We start from the raw sequence: 20,054 nt of genomic DNA on the forward strand, positions 1-20,054 counted from the left end.
CGTCAAAACGCGCCTGCCATTCCTGTTGGCAAGAAAACAGGCGCGCCGATAAACCGGCGCACCAGATTTCCGTCCACCTGATGCGGTCTACTTGCTGTCGTCCTCGTCGAATTCCGCGAGCACCGGGTCGTCGAAACCCTCTTCGTCGTCGTAATAACCCTCAGCGCGCAGTTGCTCTTCGCGCTTCTTCTCGACGCGGGCGACGAGGAAGATCGAAATCTCATAAAGCCCGTAGACCACCACAAACAGGATCACCTGCGTGATGACATCGGGCGGCGTGACCAGCGCGGCCAGAACCAAGATGCCCACCACCGCGTATTTGCGCACCGCACCCAGCCCCTCGGCGCTGACCAGCCCGGCCTTGCCCATCAGCGTCAGCAGCACCGGCAGTTGGAAGCACAAGCCAAAGGCCACGATGAATTTGATGGTCAGGTTCAGATATTCCTGCGCCGAGCCCTGAAACACCACGCTCAGCGGGGCGGCGGCATCTGCTGGCAGCGCCTCACCCTCGGCGCCGAATTGCTGGAACCCGAGGAAGAAGTCGTAAGCCAATGGTGTCACGACATAAAAGGCAAACGACGCCCCCAGCAGGAACATGAAGGGCGAGGCCAGCATGAACGGCAGGAACGCGCCTTTCTCGGACTTGTAGAGCCCCGGCGCCACGAACCGCCACATCTGCATCCCGATGTAAGGAAAGGCCAGCATGAACCCGCCCAGCAGCGAGACCTTGATGGCGACAAAGAAGCCTTCCTGCGGCGAGATGAAGATCAGCCCGCAATCCTGCCCGCGCTCGTTCAGCACCTGACAGAGCGGCGCAGTGAGGAAGTTGAAGATCGGCGTCGCCACGGTGAAGCAGATGATCATGCCGATCAGAAACGCCACCACACAGTGGATGAGCCGCGTGCGCAGCTCGGTCAGATGTTCGATCAGCGGGGCCGCGGAATCGTCGATTTCGTCGGTATTGCTCATGATTTGGTCTCGGGATTGAGCGCCGCCTCGGCCGCGTCAGCCTTGGCCAGCGCCTCTTTGGCCTCGCGCGCCTTGCGTTCGGCAGCCTTGCGTGCGGCAGAGGCCTGTATTTTCTTGGCCTGTTCGGCCCGTTCGGCGGCCAGCTTGCCGGTCTCGCTGTCGGGGTCGAACTTGCTTGGGTCCATACTGTCGGTGAGATCCTTCGAGGCCTTCCTGACGCTGTCCATCGCGGTGTTCACCGGGTTGGTCGCGGCCTTGAGCCCCTTCGAGATATCGTTGACCCCGGCCTCATCTGCGGCCTCGTGCATCGCGGTGCTGAACTCGCGCGCCATGCCGCGCGCCTTGCCGACCCATTGGCCCACATTGCGGAACAGTACCGGCAGGTCCTTTGGCCCCACAACGATCAGAGCCACGATGCCGATGACCAGCAGCTCGGTCCAGCCCAGGTCGAACATCTGCGATTACGCCTTGTCTTTGTCGGACACGGTTTCCGCCTCGGGCGTGACGTCCTTGGCAACCTCTGCCGCGTCTTCTTCCAACTCCTTGGCGCCTTCGCTGATGCCCTTCTTGAACGAGGTGATGCCCTTGCCCACTTCACCCATCAGCGAACTGATCTTGCCGCGTCCAAACAGAACCAGCACCACAACGGCGATAAGCAGGATGCCCGGAAGGCCGATATTGTTCAGCATGAATATTCTCCTAGTCTGAGGCGCAGACGCGCCACTCCTTTTGATCTGGCACCGCTGTAGCGCAGAGCGCCCTTCAGGTGGAAGCGCTGGCGGGTGCGAATCCCGGCGATTTGATCCGCCGCGTCGTATTTTTTGCGCAAGGCTTGATCCAACTGACAGGTTTATGTCAGTTGTAGGCTGCTAGCACCGGCGCTGTGTCAACACATACAGGAGAACTGAACATGACCCATGTCGCCGAAATCGTCACTTTTCATCTGGCCGACGGCGTTTCCCCCGAGGCTTTCGTGGAACTCAGCCAGGCTACCGAGGCCTTTGTGCGCTCTACCCCCGGCTTTCTGCATCGACAGTTGAGCCAGGGCGAGGATGGCAGCTGGACCGATTACGTGGTCTGGCGGGATATGGACACGGCGCAGCGAGTGGCCAAAACATTTGCCGATCAGGAGTTCGCGCCAAAGCTGATGGCGGCGATCGACCCCGAAACCGTGAAGATGCGGCACGAACATATTCACTGGGACATGGTTGCATGATGCCGTGTTCGCGAACAGGCATGGGCGATGCGCCGCACTGACCGCCTGTTCGACATCATCCAGATCCTGCGCGACGGCAAACTGCACCGCGCGCAGGATATCGCGGACCGGCTCGAGGTGTCGGTCCGCACGATCTATCGCGACATGGACACGCTGGCCGCCTCGGGCATCCCGGTCGAGGGCGAGCGCGGCGTGGGATACATGGTGCGCGAGGCGATCACCCTGCCGCCGCTGACCCTGACCGCCGAAGAGCTAGAAGCGCTGAATCTGGGCATGGCCATCGTGGCCGAGGCCGCCGATCCCGACCTGCGCGCGGCGGCGGAGTCGCTCGCTGACAAGATCGACGCCGTACTGCCGACCGAGGTGGTCGCCGCGGCGGATGCGTGGAAATTCGCGGTCTATCCCTTTGCCGACGCCGCACGCGGATTTACCCATATGGCCCCGCTCAGGGCTGCGATCAAATCCCGCCAGAAGCTTGACCTGACCTATCGCCGGATCGATGGCACGTTGACCCACCGCAAAATCCGCCCGCTGCATATGGAATACTGGGGTCGGGTCTGGACCCTGACCGCCTGGTGCGAGGCGCGCGATGATTTCCGGGTCTTCCGCGTCGATCTGATCGAAGACCTCACCCCCCTGCCCGAGTTGTTCGTGGACGAGCCGGGCAAGCGCCTGTCGGATTATGTGCCGGATTGAGCGGGCGTGCCTCGCTCAGGACCACGCTACCGGGTCGAGCTGAAACAGCTTTGACAATTGCTCATACACCTCCGGGACGTCGCTTTTCAGCGCCTGTGGCCGCTCAAAAAACACCTCCACCGAGACCGCAAAGAACTCCTCATGCCCTTCTGCGCCATAGGGATCGATCACCGTTCGGTGCCCGGCTTCAATGGCCCGGACATGGGCGTCATAGGCGGTCAGAAACACATGCTCCCACTCGGCAAAGCTCTGCCCTTGGCTGAGGATGGGAACCCCGTTGGTGCGCCCGGACAGATCATCGATCTGATGCGCGAATTCGTGAAAGACCACGTTCTGCCCGTCCCGGTCGTTCAGCGCGCCCTGCCGGCTATGCGCCCAGGACAGGATCACCGGGCCGCGATCCCAGCTTTCGCCGGTGCGCACGACCTCCTGTTCGGTCACGACATAACCGGATTGCCGGCGCTGCCGTGACTTGAAAGCGTTCGGGTAGATCAGCACCGTTGTCAGGTTCTCGTACCACAGCTCGCTATTCACAACGAGCAGGCAGGCCTGCGCCGCGATGGAGAGCTGCATGTCCTCGGTCACCTCCAGCCCGTCGCAACCGACAAAATCCACCTGATCCAGAAACAGGTTCACCTTGCCGTCCATCACGGCGCGCAGGCCTGGCGGAAGTCTGCGCACAATCGGAACCATGTTTTCGATGGTGGCGCGCTGAGCGTCGGAAAGCGGGGTGTCCAGCAGCCTGTGACGCGCCTGCCTTCTGGCCCAATAACGATAGCCCAGCGCGGCCGGAACCAGCATCACAAGTGCAAGGAATATCCACATGGATTGACCCTATCCCCAATTGCCTCAAAGCGGCAGCGGCCGCCCTTCGGCAATCGCCTCCATCGCGAAATAGGAAGTCACGCTGTCCAGTTCTACCTTTTCGATCAGCCGCTGATAGACCTTATCAAAACTGGTCATGTCCTGGGTCACCACCTTGAGCTGGTAATCGTAATCGCCACCAATGCGGTGGAAGTCGACCACTTCGGGGATGGTCAGGACATGGCGGCGAAAGGCCTGCAGCCAGTCTGCCGAATGGTGCCGGGTGCGCAGCATGACAAAGACGACCAGCTTCAGCCCCAGCTTTTCCCGCGCGACACGGGCGCAGGACCCTTGCAACACCCCTGCCTCGGTCAAAGCCTTCAACCGCCGCCAGCAGGCGTTCTGCGACAGCCCCACCCGTTCTGCCAGGTCGCGCTGCGACAGGCTGGCATCCAGTTGCATCTCGCGTAGCAGTTTGAGGTCAATGTGATCTATTTTGTCAGACATTTCCAATCAAATGACACGAAATTGCGAGATAATCCAGAGAGATTGGTGAAGTTTATTGCTTTAATAAGGGTCATATTGAACTCACAGAAGGAGTTCGACCCATGCCACTCGACCAGTTTCGCAAGACCATACAGGACGCCATTCATGCCGGAACCCTGCAGGACGGGTCGATCGGCGAAGGCATCATGATCCCCGGATTTTCGGGCGATGTGCCGCTGGTTTATGCCGATTACGTGGCCTCTGGGCGCGCCATGCGCCAGGTCGAGGATTTCGTCACCACACAGGTGCTGCCCTATTACGCCAACAGCCATACCGAGGCCTCCTATTGCGGCGCTTACATGACCCGGCTGCGCGGCGAAGCACGGGCCGAGATCGCGCGGGCGGTGAATGCGGGCAAAGAGGATGCAGTGATCTTTACCGGGTCGGGCGCCACCGCCGGTCTGAACCGGCTGGTCAGCCTGATGGGCGTGAACGAGGCGGAGCGCCCGGTCGTGTTCATTGGACCTTATGAGCATCATTCCAACATCCTGCCGTGGCGCGAAAGCAAGGCCGAGGTGGTTGAAATCCCCGAAGCAACCGGCGGCGGCGTCGATCTGGACGCGCTGGAGGCCGCGCTGGTGGCGCATGGTGATGCCGATCTGCTGATCGGCAGCTTTTCGGCGGCCTCGAACGTGACCGGCATTATCACCGACCCGGACCCGGTAACACGGCTGCTGCGCCGCTTTGGCGCGCGCGCGATCTGGGACTATGCGGGCGGTGGCCCCTATCTGCCCATCGACATGGCCAGCGGTCGGGATGCGCAAAAGGACGCGATCGTGATCTCGCCGCACAAGTTTCCCGGCGGCCCCGGTGCCTCGGGTGTGCTGGTCGTCAACACATCCGCCGTGCAGCGGACCTGCCCCAGCTGGCCCGGCGGCGGCACGGTGTCGTTCGTCTCACCCTGGCGGCATGATTACAGCGACGATCTCGCCACGCGGGAAGAGGCCGGAACCCCCAATGTGATCGGGGATATCCGCGCCGCGCTGGCCTTCATAATCAAGGATGAGGTTGGCAGCGACACCATCGCCGAACGCGAGGCGCTCTATAACCGCATGGCGCTGGAGGGGTGGCGCGGCAACCCGCATCTGATCTTGCTGGGGGCCGAGGCAGAGCATCGCCTGCCGATCTTTTCCTTCCTTGTGCGGGACGCTGCCGGGCACCCGGTGCACCAGCAACTCTTCACCCGGATGCTGAGCGATATCTACGGTATCCAGGCACGCGGCGGCTGCGCCTGCGCCGGCCCTTATGCGCATCACCTGCTGGGGATCGACCATGAGACGTCCGACGCCTTGCATGAGGAATTGCTGGCGGGCCACGAACTTAGCAAGCCCGGCTGGGTGCGGCTGAATTTCTCGTATCTGATGCGCGAAGACACGGTGCGGTTCATCATTGATGCCGTCAATGACCTGACGCGCCGCGTCGAAGAGTTTGCACCACATTACAAAGTTGACGCTACGACAGCCCGGTTCAAGGCCGCATGACGCCGGCAATGTGAACGATCTCACAGTCAACGCCGCAGCCCTCTGGCAGATTATGTGCATATTTTAAATCTGCTATTGGAGTTGAGGCATGGCCTTGAAAATTACCGCCCCCGTTGGTGAAAAGAAGCGAATAACCCAACCCGACCCGAAGAAAAAGAACGCCAAATTCAAGCCGGTACAGAACAAACCGGCGGATGTGGAAATGGTTCGGCTGATGCTGAAGGCGAACGGCTATGCGGTCGCCATCCACGGCAAATGCGATGCCGGGCTGATCAAAACGATTCGCGATTTCCAGAAAAAGAAGCTGGGTTTCAAGAAACCCGACGGCATTGTCGACCCCGGCATGCGCACCTGGAACGCGGGTCTGCCGAAACTGGCCGCGCAGGTCGCCGCCGATTCCAAGGTCGAAGTCTATGAGGTCTATGAGGGTGGCAAGAAAAAGCTGGTCACCAAGAAGGAATACGAGGCTGGCGTCAAGGCGCTGCAGAAAGAGATCCTGTCCAAGGCCAACAAGATGCATTCCGAGGCCGAATCCTGGGTCAGCATCTGCAACGACATCGAAAAGACCCGGCAGGCGCAGGACGGGCTGCTGGATGCGCTGGTCGAATTTGCGGTCAGCTCGGTCAATGACAAGACCGACCCGCCCTGGACAGACATCCTGAACGCACGCTCTGAAGCGTCGTTGCTGAAAGCCTTCGCTGGCAAATCCTCACCGGACTGGAACAAGGTTCACAAACAGGACCTGAAGGCGACCAAGACCTATAACAAGGCGGTCAAGACCTTCAAGAAATTCATTCAGGCCCGGATCGGCACGGCAAGCTCGATCGTCAGCAATCTGGAGATCGTGCGCGACACCTCGTTTTCGGTGGTCGAGGCTTATATGACCGCCCGTCTGGTGGTCACCAAGGGCATGACCCCGGCCAAGGCAAATGCCGTGGCCGCCGCCAGCACCGAGGCGCTGAAATCGGGCGCCGGTCAGTTCGGCGAATATCTTGCCGGCAACAACGTGACCTGGGATGGCGCCGCCAAGAAGGTGTTCATCGACAGTTTCATCGCCGGACTTGCGGGGGCGGCGGGCGGCAAGCTGGGCGATGCGCTCTCCAAAGGCCTGGCGACCAAGCTGGCGGCTGCGGTGCTGCCGAAACTGTCCGGCAATCTCTCTAAAAAGGCGGCCGAGACGTTCTTCAAGCGTTTCCTCACCTCCAAGGCCGGTCAAGCCATGGTCACCAACGCACTGAAGGAAACCATCGGGCTGATGAAGCCGCTGATCGAAAAGGGCCGCGCGCCCAACCTCAAGGAGATCAAGGAAGCGGTCGCCAAGACGCTGACGGCGGGCATCATGTCCCATGCCTCGGCCAAGGCGCTGGACGGGTTCACCAAAAAGCTGCCCGGCGCGGGTGAGGCGTTTCTGCGGAAAACCATGGCCCCCAAGATCATGGACTCGATGCGCAAGGATCTGGTCAAGATCTATGGTGCCGACACGTTCGACACGCTGGCCACCAAACATGCGGGCGAGATCTATCTGAAAGTGGCCGAAAGCCTGACCGGCAAGGCGATCGAAAAGGCGGCGGTGGACGCGGTGAATGCCTCGGACGGGTCGCAGAATGCAGGCCAGATGCAGAAGCTCGCCAATGACGCCATGCGCAAGGATGCCGAGCTGCGCAAGAAGATGCAGGACATGATCCGCACCGAGTTTGCGCGCAAGGCCAAGGCGATGAAGAAAGCCGCCTGATCTTGCCACTTTCCTCTGCGGTGTGAGGCCGTTATTAGGGGTCCATCAAGGAGCCCGACATGAACAAACTTACGCCGCAGCCCGGAATAATGGACATCGCCCTATACCGGGGTGGGGCTGCGCATGTCGAAGGCGTCAGCAATGTCATCAAGCTGAGTTCCAACGAAAATCCCTATGGGCCCAGCCCCAAGGCGATGGCGGCGGTACGCGACAGCGCGTCGCTGCTACATCGCTATCCCTCGACCGATCACGCAGCCCTGCGCGCCGCGATTGGCGAGGTGCACGGGCTGAACCCTGCGCAGATCATCTGCGGTGTGGGCTCGGACGAGGTGCTGCAATTCGTGGTGCATGCCTATGCCGGTCCCGGCGACGAGGTGATCTATACCAAGCACGGGTTTTCCATGTACCCGATCCTGGCCCGGATGGTCGGTGCCACCCCGGTGCAGGTGGACGAGCGCGACCGTAAGGTCGATGTGGATGCGATCCTGACGGCGTGTTCGGAGTGCACAAAAGTGGTGTTCCTCGCAAATCCTGCCAACCCGACCTCGACCATGTTGGCCGAGGGTGAGATCGCGCGGCTGGCCGACGCTCTGCCACCACAGGCGGTCCTTGTTCTGGACGGGGCCTATGCCGAATTTGTTGACGGCTTCGATGGCGGCGCGGCGCTGGTTGCGGCGCGAGATAACGTGATCATGACGCGTACCTTTTCCAAGATCTACGGTCTGGGCGGGATGCGGGTCGGCTGGGGTTATGCCCCGCAGGACATCATTGATGTGTTGAACCGCATCCGCCAGCCCTTCAATCTGTCCTCCACCGCTTTGCTGGCCGCCGAGGCCGCCGTGCGGGACCGCGATTATGTCGATCACTGCCGTGCCGAGAATACCCGCTTGCGGGCCTGGCTGGCGGGCGAACTGGCCGAGGCGGGCGTGCCCTCGGACACCTCCTGCACCAATTTCATCCTCGCCCGCTTTGCCGATCGAGACGAAGCCGAGGCCTGCGACACCTATCTGCAATCGCAGGGTCTGATCGTGCGCAGGGTGGCTGGGTATGGCCTGCCCAATGCGCTGCGGATCACCGTGGGCGATGACGCGGCCTGCAAACGGGTGGCCGAGGCCGTGCGCAGTTTCAAGGCGGGCCGGGCATGAGCCAGATCTATGACCGTGTGGCCCTGATCGGTCTGGGCCTGATCGCCTCGTCGATGTTCTGGGCGATCAAGCGTGGTGGTCTCGCCGGTGAGGTCACCGGCTATGCCCGTTCGCAGGAAACCCGCGACACCGCCCGCCGCATCGGTCTGTGCGACCGGGTCTGCGACAACGCTGCCCAAGCGGTGGAGGGCGCCGATCTGGTGGTGCTCTGCGTCCCGGTGGGCGTGATGGGTGCCGTGGCCGCCGAAATCGCGCCACATCTCAAACCCGGTGCGACGGTCTCGGATGTCGGCTCGGTCAAGCGCAGTGTGGTCGAGGCGGTCTCGCCCCATATCCCCGAGGGGGTGCATTTCGTGCCCGCTCACCCGCTGGCCGGGACCGAGCATTCCGGTCCGGAATCGGGCTTTGCCGAACTCTTTGACAACCGCTGGTGTCTGCTGGTTCCGGTCGAGGGCAGCGATACCCGGGCGGTGGCAAAGCTGCGCGCGTTCTGGGAGGGGCTGGGCTCCAACGTCGAAGAGATGGAGATCGAGCGCCACGATCTGGTGCTGGCGGTGACCAGTCACGCGCCGCATCTGATTGCTTACACGATGGTCGGTGTGGCCGATGATCTGCGGCGCGTCACCGATAGCGAGGTCATCAAGTATTCCGCCGCCGGGTTCCGTGACTTCACCCGGATCGCGGCCAGTGACCCGACCATGTGGCGCGATGTTTTCCTGACCAACCGGGAGGCGACGCTGGAAATTCTGGGCCGCTTCACCGAAGAGCTTTTTGCGCTGCAACGCGCCATCCGCACCGGCGATGGCGAGATGCTGCACGACTATTTCACACGCACCCGCGCCATCCGGCGCGGCATTATCGAAGCGGGGCAAGATACCGACGCCCCGGATTTCGGACGAGGAAAGGTCAAGACATGACAAAGCGGGGGTGGGGTCTGGCGGCAATTGCCGCACTGGTAATCGGCGGCGACATGGCGCAAGCACTCAGTCCCGATACCTCGCCCCGCCCCCGGATACGCCCGGTTGAAACCGCGCAGGTGACCCGCGCCGGTTTTGTGACCACCGCCCCGCGCCTGCGTCCCGTCGCGCGCCCGGCCTCGGAGCAGGCGATGCTGGCAACCGCGCGCATCCTCGAAGACATCACCCCCGGCCCGGCCCTGTCGTTGCGTCCGGCAGAGCGGCCAAAAGGGCTGGAGCAGAAGGTGTTTTTCAAGAAGCGCAAACTTCGCAAGACCTCGGTCTGCGGCGATATCGACATTCAGGGCGAAAAGGTCGGCAAGATTCCCGGCAAGAAGCGCGGTTGCGGCGCAAAAAACGCGGTGCGGGTGAAATCCGTGAGCGGCGTCATGCTCAGCCGCCCGTCGCTGATGACCTGCGAGACGGCGGAAGCGCTCAATAAATGGGTCCAGCGGGGGGTCAAACCTGCATTCAAGCCGATGGGTCGGGTGGCCCAGTTGCAAGTGGCGGCGCATTACGCCTGCCGCACCCGCAACAACAAGCGCGGCGCGAAAATTTCGGAACACGGCAAGGGCAAGGCGATCGACATCTCGGGCTTCACCCTGGATACCGGCCGCACCATCACGGTTGCGAGCGGCTGGCGCACTGGTCAGTCCCGCAAGGCCCTGCTGCGCGCCTGGCGCGCGGCGTGCGGACCGTTCGGCACCGTGCTGGGCCCCAATGCCGACCGCTATCATCAGGACCATTTCCACATGGATACCGCGCGCCATCGGGGTGGTAATTATTGCCGCTGACGCGCCGGAATTACTTCAGGTAAGGTTCGGGGTCGACGCTTTCGAAGCCCTGACGCACCTCGAAATGCACATAAGCGTCGTTGCCGCTGCGCAACTGCGCGATCTTCTGGCCGCGTTTGACCCGGCTGCCCTTCTTGACCTCGATACCAGAGACATTGGCATAGACCGTCAGCAGGTTGTTCTTGTGGCGCACAACGATGATCGGAACCTCGTCCGCATCGGCGGTGATCGCGGCAACGGTGCCCGCCTCGGCGGCCAGAACAGCCGTTCCGGGGGCAGCCGCGATGTCGATACCCTCGTTCTTGCCCTTGGCATAGGTTCGGATGACCTTGCCGGTCACCGGATAGCCCAGCCGGGCGGAACTGTTGGTGGCTTTCTCGGGCAGCGACACATCCGGCGCTTCCGGCGGTTTGGCCGAGATCTTTTCATCCGGCAGCGCCGCGGTCGAGCTGGGCGGCGTCGGGGTCGGGCTGCCCTGCCCTGGCCCGCTGACCGCTGTGGTGGTCGTGGCGACGGCGACCGAGATCGGCGCGGGCTGATCCTTGACCGGGATCAACAGGTACTGCCCCTCGCGGATTGCAAAATCGGGGCCAAGCCCGTTCCATTCGGCCAGTGACTTGACCGGCACCTGATAAAGCCGCGAGACGGTATAGGCGGTCTCGCCGCGCTTGACCTTGTGGCGGATCGGTTCCGGGCCAGCCGGAGCGGCGGGTGCGGCAGGTTTGGCCGGGGCCAGTGTTGTGGTCTGCACCGGCGTGGTATCCGGCGCCTGATCAATGGCCGACCCGGCGATCGTGGCGATATCCACATTGCCGCTGCCCGGCGCTGGCTCGGCCACACGGCGCGGCAATGACACGACCTCGCCATCACGCAGTTTGTCACTGGCGTTGAGCCCGTTGAACCGCGCCACCTCACCGGGGGGCACCCCGATCCGGTTCGACAGCGAGGTGACCGTGTCACCGCGCCGCGCCACCGCGACCTGATAATTCGGGTACGAGATCACGCCCCGGCTGTCGGGGCTCGGACGGGCCTGTGTATTGACGTTCTGGGCCGCTTCGGTGGTGTTGAACGCGCCGACCTGGCCGCGCAGATCATAATCCAGCGGACCTTCGCAGGCCGCGAGGAGCCCCGTGGCCGCGATGGCCAGTGGCCAGCGCATACGGGAACCGTCAAAGGGTACTGCCATATCTCAATCCTCAAAATCCGCGCCCCCTGTTGACCGGAGGCTTGATGTGCCGGGTCTGCCCTACCCTGTTCAGCCGTCTTTTCCCAGCCCTTCCAGCAAGGGCACGAAGCGCACCGGGCGCAGTTCATCGTAATCGTAGCCCGCATCCGTCCGGCGCACCCGGATCAACGTCTGAACCGTATCGGACTGACCGACCGGCACCACCATGATACCCCCGATCTTGAGTTGCGCCAAGAGCGGGCCGGGAGGATCTTCGGCGGCTGCGGTCACAATGATGCGGTCAAAGGGGGCCTGTTCGGGTAAACCATGCGATCCGTCGCCGACAATGGCGGTGATATTGACCAGGTTGAGGTCCTGAAACAGCTGCATCGCCTCGCGCACCAGCCGCGCATGGCGGTCGATCGTATAGACCCGCCGTGTCAGCCGCGCCAGCACCGCCGCCTGATAGCCCGAGCCGGTCCCGACCTCGAGCACCTTGTCGCGCGGTGTCAGCTCCAGCGCCTGGGTCATGATCCCCACCACCGAGGGCTGGCTGATCGTCTGCCCGCAGGCAATCGGCAGCGGCATGTCCTCATAGGCGCGCCCGGTGAACAGCCCGCGCACGAAGGGTCCGCGATCGATCTCTTCCATCGCGGCCAGCACCTTGGAATCCGTCACCCCGCGCGCGCGCAGGTGATAGAGGAACTGCATCTTGGTTTCGGCGTCAGGTCCGCTCATTCGATCGCTTTCAGCGCGTCTAGCTGGTCATGGGCGGTCAGATCGGCGCGCATCGGCGTGACCGAGATATAACCGTCAAGGTTGACAGCCACATCGGTGCCCGGCGCGCTCCGCTGCCGCTGATCGCCGCCCTGTATCCACAGGAACCGGCGCCCCGAGGGCGCATTTTGCGGCAGGACCGAAAACCGCGAATTTCCGCGATAGCCCTGCGCGACCACACGAATGCCCGCCAATGCGTCCGCCGGCACCGGCGGGAAATTGACGTTGTAGAACAGGCGGTAATCGCCGCCATCCGGCGGGTTGTTGTCGAGAATGGACCTGACCACCCGCGCGCCATGCACACGCGACACCTCGAACGGGTCGTTGAGATCACGATTGTCCGGGCCATAAAACTGCGACAGCGCAATGGCGGGCAGCCCTTGCAGCGCCGCCTCCATCGCGGCCCCGATCGTGCCGGAATACAGCGTATTCTCACCCGCGTTATTGCCCCGGTTCACACCCGAGAGCACCAGATCGGGCTGCATCTCTTTCATCACGTCATGCACGCCGACCATGACGCAATCCGCCGGGCTGCCCTCGGCGGCGTAGCGGCGCTCTGCCAGCTTGATGACCATCATCGGGCGGGTGTAACTGATGCAATGCCCCACGCCGGATTGCTCGAAAGCGGGCGCCACGACCCAGACCTCGCCATCGGGGCCAGCGATCTCGGCGGCGATCTCTTCCAATACGGCGAGACCCGGCGCATTGATGCCGTCATCATTGGTCAGAAGAATGCGCATGTTGTCCCTGCCCTGCCTGAGCTCTGCCCTTGTTGAGCCTTGATAGACGTTGCCCGTATGCGCGGCAAGCTGCCGGTGCGGTTCAGCCGACCTCGTTCAGCCGCGCGACGTAGCGTGCCAGCGTATCGATCTCAAGGTTGATGTGATCACCAACGCCAACCTTGCCCCAGTTGGTCACCTCTTTGGTGTGCGGGATGAAGTTGATGCCGAACTCGCGGCCCTGCACATCATTCACCGTCAGCGAGGTGCCGTTCAGCGCGACCGAGCCCTTGGGCGCGATGAACCGCGCCAGACCGCCAGGCGCGCGGAAGGTGACGCGGGTGCTGTCGCCTTCATCCTCAACCGCGATCACCTCGGCCACACCATCCACATGACCGGATACGATATGCCCACCCAACTCGTCGCCCACCTTGAGCGCGCGTTCCAGATTGACACACTTGCCGACCTGCCAGGCACCAAGGTTGGTTTTCGACACGGTCTCGGCACTGATCTGCACGTCATACCAGTCGTCGCCCAGCGCGATTACCGTCAGACAGACGCCGTCGCTGGCGATCGAGGCCCCGATATCAATGCCAGCCGTGTCATAGCCTGTCCGGATGCGCGCGCGCAGGTCGCCCTGCTGATCCAGTTCGATGACCGTGCCCACATCCGTGACGATACCCGTGAACATTTTCGAAACCTCTGCGTGTTTGTCTATCTGCTGACCTAACGGCGCACCACGCAGCGGGCAAGCCCCCGCTTGCCCAAGGGCGCGGTTATGGTCATAGTTTCGACCAAAAGACAGAGCAGTATCGCGCAGATGAGCAACCGGGCAGACCTACGGGACACCAAGACGCCGCAGTCGCAGCGCGTGTTCCTGTTTCTGCAGGGTCCGCATGGTCCGTTCTTTCACGGCCTTGCCCGCATGTTGCGCACCACCGGCGCCGAGACCTGGCGCGTCGGATTTAACGCGGGCGACCGGGCCTTCTGGCGCCACTCAAAACGCTACATCCCCTATCGCGGCACGATCGCGGACTGGCCCGACACGCTAAGCGCCCTGCTGGACCAACATGACGTGACGGATATCGTGCTTTATGGCGATGCCCGCCCGATTCATGCCGGGGCGATCCGTATCGCCCGCGCGCGCGGTGTCACGGTGCATGTCTTCGAAGAAGGTTATCTGCGCCCCTATTGGGTGACCTATGAACGCGGCGGCTCGAACGGCAACTCACGGCTGATGGGGATGAGCGTGGCGCAGATGCAGGACGATCTGGACCACGCAGACCATGATTCTCCGCCGCCACCGGCCCATTGGGGCGACATGCGCGAGCACATTTTCTACGGCGCGCTCTATCACTGGTTCGTGATGTTCCGGAACCGGCGCTATCGCAACTTCCAACCGCATCGCGAGTTTCCGGTGACGGTCGAATTCAGGCTCTACCTGAAACGGCTGCTGTTGATGCCAACCCATGCGATCGAGCGCCGCATCGCGACGCGGCGCGTGCGTAGCGGCGGATTCCCATACCACCTTGCCCTGCTGCAGCTGGAACAGGACAGCTCGTTTCAGGCCCATTCGCCCTTTGCGCGGATGGCGGAATTTCTCGACACGCTATTCAGCGGTTTTGCCGAGGGCGCGCCCTCTCACCACCATCTTGTCATCAAGGCGCACCCGCTTGAAAACGACCGCGTCCCGCTGCGCCACGAGGTCAGAAGGCTGGCTAAGCAGCATGGTATTGGCGACCGCGTGCATTACGTGCGCGGCGGCAAGCTGGCGCAACTGCTGGACGATGCCCGCAGCGCGGTGACGGTGAATTCCACGTCGGGCCAGCAGGTTCTGTGGCGCGGCCTTCCTTTGAAAATCTTCGGCACGGCGGTCTATGCAAAGCCCGAATTTGTCTCGGACCAGACCCTGCCTGCCTTCTTCGACGCACCAACCCGCCCCGACAAGGAAGCCTATCGGTGCTATCGCCGGTACCTGCTGGAAACCAGCCAGGTGCCTGGTGGATATTACGCCCGCAAGGGACGGCAGCAATTGCTGCGGCAAGTGGTCGACATGATGCTGGCCCCCGGCGATCCCTATGAAATGCTGAAATCCGGGAACGCGGCTCCTCGGCAACAGTTACGTCTGGTGAACTGACTGTCGCACCCACAACCTCTGGATATTTGCCCTCGATTTCTGTAGCTTGCCTCGAGATCCGAGGCAGGCATAAAAAAAGGGTCGAGGAGACCGACAGTGAATTCCATTTCCAATCGCTGGGCCAAGCCCATCGCGTTGCTGGCTGTTTTGGGCTTGGTGGCATCCTGCGCGCTGCCCCGTTCCGGGCCCAGCAAAAGCCAGATTTTTGCGGGTTCAGTGCAAAATGACGGCGATGCCTTCGTCGTGGCGGTCAATGACCGCGTTACGCGAGCGACCGCCGTTGTGCCCGCGCTTGGGTTTTCCGATGGCTTCAAATCAGCCTCGCGTCTCACGTCCGATACGATTCGCCCAGGCGACGTTCTGGGTCTGACGATATGGGAAAACGTCGATGACGGGCTGCTTTCGGGCGAGGCCAGCAACTCGACCCCTCTGGAAGAGGTGCAGGTTGACAGCGACGGATTTATCTTCGTGCCCTATGCCGGGCGGGTGCGCGCCTCGGGCAGCACGCCCAACCAGTTGCGTCAGGAAATCACTGCAAAGCTCGAAGAGCAGACCCCGGACCCGCAGGTCGAGGTGCGACGCCTGGCAGGCGATGGCGCAACCGTATCGGTGACAGGATCGGTCGGGGCGCAAGGTGTCTTTCCCATCGAGCGTCCGACGCGCACCCTGTCCGCCATGCTTGCGCAAGCGGGCGGGATAATCATCGAGCCCGAGATAGCCCAGGTGACCGTCATCCGCGGACGGCACAAGGGCAAGATCTGGTATCAGGACCTGTTCCAGCATCCCGAATTGGATGTGGCGTTGCGCGGCGGTGACCGTATCCTGGTTGAAGAAGACGACCGCACCTTCACTGCGCTGGGGGCGACCCAGAGCCAGGCGCGTGTCCCGTTCGAGACACAGGACCTGTCAGCGCTTGAAGCGATCGCGCAGATCGGCGGGCTTGTCTCATCCGCGTCGGACCCGACCGGCGTGTTTGTCCTGCGCAACGAACCGGCCGAAATTGCCGGGCAGGTTCTGGGCCGCAACGATCTTCAGGGCGCGCAGCGGATGGTCTATGTGCTGAACCTGACCGAACCCAACGGGCTGTTCCTGGCCCGCGATTTCGTGATCCGGGACGAGGATACGCTCTATGTGACCGAAGCGCCATATGCGCAATGGACCAAGGCGATCTCGCTCATTTCCGGTGGCCTGACACCCTTTGCAAACGTCAAGACGCTGGCCGGCAGCTGACCCGGTGCACCGCGAACGCGAAACGGCAGCCGGGGGCGAACGCCACCGGCTGTTTGTGTATAATGGCGGCTTCCTGACCCAGCCCCGCATCCGCCGGATCCTCACGCTGGCGGGTTATGACATCCGGCTTGGCCTGCCCGGCGCAGGTGATCTGGTCGGGATTTGGGGTGACAGCCCAACCGCCCATCGCGGCACATCCATTGCCGCGCGCCGAGGTGCCCCCCTACTGCGGGTCGAAGACAGCTTCCTACGCTCGCTGCATCCCGGTCGGCATGGCGAGCCGCCGATCGGCCTCAACCTGGACCGCTCGGGCGTGCATTTCGATGCCGCGACCCGGTCCGACCTGGAAGTCCTGCTGACCACGCACCCGCTGGATGACACGGCGCTGCTCAACCGCGCGCGGGACGCAATGGCCCGCATGCGGCACCAGCATCTGAGCAAATACTGCGCCACCGATCCAACCCTGCCGCCGCCCGACCCTGGCTATGTTCTGGTGGTCGACCAGACCCGCGACGATGCCTCGGTCCGGGCCAGCGGCGGTACGGATGCGTTGTTCCGCGAAATGCTGGTCTTTGCGCAGGAGGAACATCCCGGCGCGCGCGTCATCATCAAGACCCATCCCGAAACCGCAGCGGGTCATCGCGGCGGCTATTACACGCAGGCGGATGCCAATCACCGTATCTCGCTGCTGGATCAACCCGTCAGCCCGTGGTCGTTGCTGGAGGGTGCGGTCGGTGTCTATACCCTGTCCTCGCAATTGGGGTTCGAGGCAATTCTGGCCGGGCACAAACCCCGCATCTTCGGCGCGCCTTTCTATGCGGGCTGGGGGCTGACGCAGGACGAAAACCCGGTCCCCCGGCGCGAACGCAGACTGACGCGGGCGCAACTGTTTGCGGCGGCGATGATCCTTTACCCGGTCTGGTACGATCCCTTTCGCGACCAGCTTTGCGAATTGGAAACCGCGCTGGACGGGATGGAGGCGCAGGCGCGGGCCTGGCGGCAGGACCATCGCGGCTGGATCGCCTCGGGTATGCGGCTATGGAAACGTCCCGCGCTCCGGCGGGCGTTTGGCGGCCATGGCAAGGTCAGTTTCGCCGAAACCCGCCCGCCGGGCGACCCACGCCCGCGCATGATCTGGGCGTCGAAAGCGGGCAATGAGACTGACATCACACGGGTCGAGGACGGATTTTTGCGCTCTCGGGGGTTGGGGGCTGAACTGGTGCCGCCCCTGTCGCTGGTGACCGATGCGAGCGGCATCTACTACGATCCCAAACGCCCCTCGGATCTGGAAGATTTGATCGCGCGGCGCGAAAGCCTGACCGACAGCGAGCGCAGGCGCGCTGAGCGTCTGGTGGCGCGGCTGACGGCGGATGGCGTGACCAAATACAATCTGGCGGGGGGCAGGCCGGAATTGCCCGCGGGGCATCGCATTCTGGTGCCGGGACAGGTCGAAGACGACGCCTCGATCCTGCAGGGAACCGAGGCGGTGCGGACCAATCTGGGCCTGCTGCAATCCGTGCGCGCCGCGCATCCCGATGCGATCCTGATCTACAAGCCGCACCCCGATGTCGAGGCAGGGTTGCGCGTGGGCAGAGTAGACGCCACCGGGCTGGCCGATCTGGTGACCGAGCATAGCGATCCGGCAGCGCTGCTGGCGCAGGTGGACGAGGTCTGGACCATGACCTCGCTCCTGGGGTTCGAGGCGCTGTTGCGAGGTGTCAAAGTGACCACGCTGGGCGCGCCGTTTTATGCGGGCTGGGGCCTCACCGATGATCTGGGTCCGGTTCCGGCGCGGCGCGGAGCGCGGCCCGATCTGATGGGGCTGGTTCATGCGGTGCTGATCGACTACCCGCGCTACCGTGATCCTGTGACCGGCCTGCCCTGCCCGGTCGAAGTCGCCGTCGACCGGCTGGCCAGCGGAGACATTCCCCATCCGGGTCTGGCCAACAGATTGCTGTCAAAGCTGCAGGGGATTTTTGCGACCTATGCGCCTTATTGGCGCTGACGGGTCACTTTAGCGCGCGGGTCCATCGGTGCAGGATATCCGCGCCGATCTGACGGGTTTCCGACAGGGTGAACAGCGGCGCATCCTCCAACCGGTCCAGACCCATCGCACCGATTGCCGGTAGCCCCTCGGCCCCGATGGCAAGACCGGCGCCAAAGCCCACAAACTCGTCGACCAGATCCTCGGCCAGAAGCGACGCCGCAAGCGCCGAGCCGCCCTCGCAGAACACCCGCGTCAGCCCGGCGCCCCCAAGTTGCTGCAGCAGATCACCGGCATCCAGTTGCGAGCCGTCCACCGCGCAAGGGATCAGCTTTGCACCCAGCCCCTCCCAGGCCTGCATACGCTCGGAATCGGCGCCCGGCCCATGGCAGAGCCAGACCGGATGTTCGGCGGCGCTGCGCGCCAGTTGGCTCATCAAAGGAAGATCCAGATGGCGCGAGACGACGATCCGCACCGGCTGCTGCGCGACGCCCAGATCCCGCACCGTCAGCGACGGGTCATCCGCCCGCGCGGTTCCGGCCCCGACCATCACCGCGTCATGGCGCGCGCGCATCGCATGCACCGCGCGGCGCGCCTGCGGACCGGTGATCCATTTGCTCTGCCCGGTGGCTGTGGCGATCCGGCCATCAAAACTGCTGGCCAGTTTCAGCGTCACCAAGGGTCGCCCCTGCTCGGTCCGCAGGAAAAACCCTGCATGATCACGCATCGCCTGCTGGTCCAGTACGCCGGTCTCCACCGTCACACCCGCCGCGCGCAGCATCGCAAATCCCTGTCCCGCCACACGCGCGTCGCTGTCCTCGACAGCGGCCACAACCCGCGCGACACCGGAATCGATCAGCGCCTGCGCGCAGGGCGGCGTCTTGCCCTGATGGGCACAGGGTTCCAGCGAGACATAAGCGGTGGCACCGCGTGCCGCCGCGCCTGCCTGCGCCAGCGCCTCGGTTTCGGCATGGGGCCGCCCGCCCGGCTGGGTCCAGCCGCGCCCGACGACGCGCCCCTCGCGCACGATCACACATCCGACCGAGGGGTTAGGCCAGGTCATGCCCTGACCGCGCCGGCCCAGGGTCAGGGCCAACGCCATGTATCTTTCGTCTGCTGACGTCATTCTTCGCCGGGTGCGGTTGGCGGGCGCAGTTCGTGAACGAAGTCCTCGAAATCATCCGCCGCCTGGAAGTTCTTGTAAACGCTGGCAAACCGCACATAGGCCACGGTGTCGATCCGGGCCAGCGCCTCCATCACGATCTCGCCGATCCGGTTCGAGGGAATATCCGTCTCGCCCATGCTTTCCAGCCGCCGCACGATGCCCGAGATCATCTGGTCGATGCGATCGGGTTCAATCGGGCGTTTCTGCATCGAAATCCGGATCGAGCGTTCCAGCTTGTCGCGATCGAAATCCTCGCGTTTGCCGTTGGATTTGATCACCACCAGATCGCGCAGTTGCACCCGCTCATAAGTGGTGAACCGGCCACCGCAGGCCGGACAGAACCGCCGCCGCCGGATTGAAACGTGGTCCTCGGCCGGTCGTGAATCCTTGACCTGCGTGTCGATATTTCCGCAAAACGGGCAGCGCATTCGCCGTCTCCCTCGTTGTCCTGACTTGTATTTCCGCCTCGAATTGTGAGCGCTTCGGCCCACTTATCCACAACTATAGGATACCCTCTGCATTTTGGGTAGCCGGAAAA

At 63.1% G+C, this 20,054-nt stretch carries 21 protein-coding genes; 10 read left to right on the forward strand and 11 right to left on the reverse strand.

What is annotated here, in order from left to right; all coding sequences use genetic code 11:
- Nucleotides 1-87: 87 nt before the first annotated feature.
- Genes tatC through M3P21_RS14435 form a run of 3 tightly spaced genes read right to left on the reverse strand, consistent with a single transcriptional unit; the run spans nt 88 to nt 1,658 of the window.
- Nucleotides 88-969 carry a twin-arginine translocase subunit TatC gene (tatC, locus tag M3P21_RS14425; protein ID WP_249710854.1) on the reverse strand — a complete coding sequence of 294 codons (882 nt, stop codon included), beginning with the start codon at nt 967-969 and terminating at the stop codon, nt 88-90.
- Nucleotides 966-1,424: a Sec-independent protein translocase protein TatB gene (tatB, locus tag M3P21_RS14430; protein ID WP_249710856.1), complete on the reverse strand. Its 459-nt coding sequence runs from the start codon at nt 1,422-1,424 to the stop codon at nt 966-968. The genes tatC and tatB overlap by 4 nt, the downstream gene beginning before the upstream one ends.
- 6 nt (nt 1,425-1,430) lie before the next feature.
- Nucleotides 1,431-1,658, reverse strand: coding sequence for a twin-arginine translocase TatA/TatE family subunit (locus tag M3P21_RS14435; protein WP_249710857.1), 228 nt, complete (start codon nt 1,656-1,658; stop codon nt 1,431-1,433).
- A 221-nt stretch (nt 1,659-1,879) separates the two neighbouring features.
- On the opposite strand from M3P21_RS14435, the gene M3P21_RS14440 reads away from it, so the two are divergent.
- The gene (locus tag M3P21_RS14440) at nt 1,880-2,185 is read left to right on the forward strand and encodes a hypothetical protein (RefSeq protein WP_249710859.1); all 306 of its coding nucleotides are present in this window, start codon (nt 1,880-1,882) and stop codon (nt 2,183-2,185) included.
- A gap of 27 nt (nt 2,186-2,212) precedes the next feature.
- Nucleotides 2,213-2,881 carry a helix-turn-helix transcriptional regulator gene (locus M3P21_RS14445; protein ID WP_249710860.1) on the forward strand — a complete coding sequence of 223 codons (669 nt, stop codon included), beginning with the start codon at nt 2,213-2,215 and terminating at the stop codon, nt 2,879-2,881.
- 15 nt (nt 2,882-2,896) lie between these two features.
- Here the strand turns inward: M3P21_RS14445 and M3P21_RS14450 are convergent, their stop codons facing one another.
- The gene (locus M3P21_RS14450) at nt 2,897-3,706 is read right to left on the reverse strand and encodes a M90 family metallopeptidase (protein WP_249710863.1); all 810 of its coding nucleotides are present in this window, start codon (nt 3,704-3,706) and stop codon (nt 2,897-2,899) included.
- Nucleotides 3,707-3,730: 24 nt separating this feature from the next.
- Nucleotides 3,731-4,192 (reverse strand): Lrp/AsnC family transcriptional regulator, encoded by a 462-nt coding sequence (locus M3P21_RS14455; RefSeq protein WP_249710866.1) that lies wholly within the window; start codon nt 4,190-4,192, stop codon nt 3,731-3,733.
- 101 nt (nt 4,193-4,293) lie between these two features.
- Between M3P21_RS14455 and M3P21_RS14460 the strand changes: the two genes are divergently transcribed.
- The 5 genes from M3P21_RS14460 to M3P21_RS14480 all read left to right on the forward strand — a co-directional run bounded on the left by M3P21_RS14460 (nt 4,294) and on the right by M3P21_RS14480 (nt 10,339).
- The gene (locus tag M3P21_RS14460; RefSeq protein ID WP_249710868.1) at nt 4,294-5,712 is read left to right on the forward strand and encodes an aminotransferase class V-fold PLP-dependent enzyme; all 1,419 of its coding nucleotides are present in this window, start codon (nt 4,294-4,296) and stop codon (nt 5,710-5,712) included.
- Between the two features lie 88 nt (nt 5,713-5,800).
- On the forward strand, nt 5,801-7,444 hold the full coding sequence (locus tag M3P21_RS14465; protein WP_249710871.1) for a peptidoglycan-binding domain-containing protein: 1,644 nt from the start codon (nt 5,801-5,803) through the stop codon (nt 7,442-7,444).
- Nucleotides 7,445-7,503: 59 nt separating this feature from the next.
- Nucleotides 7,504-8,589: a histidinol-phosphate transaminase gene (gene hisC, locus M3P21_RS14470; RefSeq protein WP_249710873.1), complete on the forward strand. Its 1,086-nt coding sequence runs from the start codon at nt 7,504-7,506 to the stop codon at nt 8,587-8,589.
- Nucleotides 8,586-9,506, forward strand: coding sequence for a prephenate/arogenate dehydrogenase family protein (locus M3P21_RS14475; RefSeq protein ID WP_249710875.1), 921 nt, complete (start codon nt 8,586-8,588; stop codon nt 9,504-9,506). The genes hisC and M3P21_RS14475 overlap by 4 nt, the downstream gene beginning before the upstream one ends.
- Complete coding sequence (locus M3P21_RS14480; RefSeq protein ID WP_249710877.1) at nt 9,503-10,339, forward strand: extensin-like domain-containing protein; 837 nt, start codon at nt 9,503-9,505, stop codon at nt 10,337-10,339. Before M3P21_RS14475 ends, M3P21_RS14480 begins: the two co-directional genes overlap by 4 nt.
- Before the next feature lie 10 nt (nt 10,340-10,349).
- Here M3P21_RS14480 and M3P21_RS14485 read toward each other — a convergent pair whose 3' ends face one another.
- From M3P21_RS14485 to M3P21_RS14500, 4 genes are all read right to left on the reverse strand, one after another.
- Nucleotides 10,350-11,525: a peptidoglycan DD-metalloendopeptidase family protein gene (locus M3P21_RS14485; protein WP_249710879.1), complete on the reverse strand. Its 1,176-nt coding sequence runs from the start codon at nt 11,523-11,525 to the stop codon at nt 10,350-10,352.
- A gap of 69 nt (nt 11,526-11,594) precedes the next feature.
- On the reverse strand, nt 11,595-12,242 hold the full coding sequence (locus M3P21_RS14490; RefSeq protein WP_249710881.1) for a protein-L-isoaspartate(D-aspartate) O-methyltransferase: 648 nt from the start codon (nt 12,240-12,242) through the stop codon (nt 11,595-11,597).
- Nucleotides 12,239-13,021: a 5'/3'-nucleotidase SurE gene (gene surE / locus M3P21_RS14495; protein WP_249710883.1), complete on the reverse strand. Its 783-nt coding sequence runs from the start codon at nt 13,019-13,021 to the stop codon at nt 12,239-12,241. Before surE ends, M3P21_RS14490 begins: the two co-directional genes overlap by 4 nt.
- An 82-nt stretch (nt 13,022-13,103) precedes the next feature.
- The gene (locus M3P21_RS14500; RefSeq protein ID WP_249710885.1) at nt 13,104-13,691 is read right to left on the reverse strand and encodes a riboflavin synthase; all 588 of its coding nucleotides are present in this window, start codon (nt 13,689-13,691) and stop codon (nt 13,104-13,106) included.
- Nucleotides 13,692-13,820: 129 nt separating this feature from the next.
- Here M3P21_RS14500 and M3P21_RS14505 point away from each other — a divergent pair, with 129 nt between their 5' ends.
- The 3 genes from M3P21_RS14505 (at nt 13,821) to M3P21_RS14515 (ending at nt 18,372) form a co-directional block, all read left to right on the forward strand.
- Entirely contained in the window at nt 13,821-15,137 is a 1,317-nt protein-coding gene (locus M3P21_RS14505) for a capsule polysaccharide biogenesis protein (protein ID WP_249710888.1), read from the forward strand.
- A gap of 105 nt (nt 15,138-15,242) precedes the next feature.
- Complete coding sequence (locus tag M3P21_RS14510; RefSeq protein WP_373320032.1) at nt 15,243-16,367, forward strand: polysaccharide biosynthesis/export family protein; 1,125 nt, start codon at nt 15,243-15,245, stop codon at nt 16,365-16,367.
- Nucleotides 16,368-16,371: 4 nt separating this feature from the next.
- Complete coding sequence (locus M3P21_RS14515; protein ID WP_249710892.1) at nt 16,372-18,372, forward strand: capsule polysaccharide biogenesis protein; 2,001 nt, start codon at nt 16,372-16,374, stop codon at nt 18,370-18,372.
- A 4-nt stretch (nt 18,373-18,376) separates the two neighbouring features.
- Here M3P21_RS14515 and ribD read toward each other — a convergent pair whose 3' ends face one another.
- Both ribD and nrdR read right to left on the reverse strand, forming a co-directional pair.
- Nucleotides 18,377-19,477 (reverse strand): bifunctional diaminohydroxyphosphoribosylaminopyrimidine deaminase/5-amino-6-(5-phosphoribosylamino)uracil reductase RibD, encoded by a 1,101-nt coding sequence (gene ribD, locus M3P21_RS14520; protein WP_283780993.1) that lies wholly within the window; start codon nt 19,475-19,477, stop codon nt 18,377-18,379.
- Complete coding sequence (gene nrdR / locus M3P21_RS14525) at nt 19,474-19,944, reverse strand: transcriptional regulator NrdR (protein WP_249710896.1); 471 nt, start codon at nt 19,942-19,944, stop codon at nt 19,474-19,476. The genes ribD and nrdR overlap by 4 nt, the downstream gene beginning before the upstream one ends.
- Nucleotides 19,945-20,054 lie beyond the last annotated feature (110 nt).

This window comes from Ruegeria spongiae, from assembly GCF_023502395.1.
Classification (GTDB): domain Bacteria; phylum Pseudomonadota; class Alphaproteobacteria; order Rhodobacterales; family Rhodobacteraceae; genus Ruegeria_C; species Ruegeria_C spongiae.

Coding starts and splice junctions, on each gene's coding strand:
- tatC (WP_249710854.1), bottom strand. CDS start 969: ATGAGCAATACCGACGAAATCGACGATTCCGCGGCCCCGCTGATCGAA.
- tatB (WP_249710856.1), bottom strand. CDS start 1,424: ATGTTCGACCTGGGCTGGACCGAGCTGCTGGTCATCGGCATCGTGGCT.
- M3P21_RS14435 (WP_249710857.1), bottom strand. CDS start 1,658: ATGCTGAACAATATCGGCCTTCCGGGCATCCTGCTTATCGCCGTTGTG.
- M3P21_RS14440 (WP_249710859.1), top strand. CDS start 1,880: ATGACCCATGTCGCCGAAATCGTCACTTTTCATCTGGCCGACGGCGTT.
- M3P21_RS14445 (WP_249710860.1), top strand. CDS start 2,213: ATGCGCCGCACTGACCGCCTGTTCGACATCATCCAGATCCTGCGCGAC.
- M3P21_RS14450 (WP_249710863.1), bottom strand. CDS start 3,706: ATGTGGATATTCCTTGCACTTGTGATGCTGGTTCCGGCCGCGCTGGGC.
- M3P21_RS14455 (WP_249710866.1), bottom strand. CDS start 4,192: ATGTCTGACAAAATAGATCACATTGACCTCAAACTGCTACGCGAGATG.
- M3P21_RS14460 (WP_249710868.1), top strand. CDS start 4,294: ATGCCACTCGACCAGTTTCGCAAGACCATACAGGACGCCATTCATGCC.
- M3P21_RS14465 (WP_249710871.1), top strand. CDS start 5,801: ATGGCCTTGAAAATTACCGCCCCCGTTGGTGAAAAGAAGCGAATAACC.
- hisC (WP_249710873.1), top strand. CDS start 7,504: ATGAACAAACTTACGCCGCAGCCCGGAATAATGGACATCGCCCTATAC.
- M3P21_RS14475 (WP_249710875.1), top strand. CDS start 8,586: ATGAGCCAGATCTATGACCGTGTGGCCCTGATCGGTCTGGGCCTGATC.
- M3P21_RS14480 (WP_249710877.1), top strand. CDS start 9,503: ATGACAAAGCGGGGGTGGGGTCTGGCGGCAATTGCCGCACTGGTAATC.
- M3P21_RS14485 (WP_249710879.1), bottom strand. CDS start 11,525: ATGGCAGTACCCTTTGACGGTTCCCGTATGCGCTGGCCACTGGCCATC.
- M3P21_RS14490 (WP_249710881.1), bottom strand. CDS start 12,242: ATGAGCGGACCTGACGCCGAAACCAAGATGCAGTTCCTCTATCACCTG.
- surE (WP_249710883.1), bottom strand. CDS start 13,021: ATGCGCATTCTTCTGACCAATGATGACGGCATCAATGCGCCGGGTCTC.
- M3P21_RS14500 (WP_249710885.1), bottom strand. CDS start 13,691: ATGTTCACGGGTATCGTCACGGATGTGGGCACGGTCATCGAACTGGAT.
- M3P21_RS14505 (WP_249710888.1), top strand. CDS start 13,821: ATGAGCAACCGGGCAGACCTACGGGACACCAAGACGCCGCAGTCGCAG.
- ribD (WP_283780993.1), bottom strand. CDS start 19,477: ATGACGTCAGCAGACGAAAGATACATGGCGTTGGCCCTGACCCTGGGC.
- nrdR (WP_249710896.1), bottom strand. CDS start 19,944: ATGCGCTGCCCGTTTTGCGGAAATATCGACACGCAGGTCAAGGATTCA.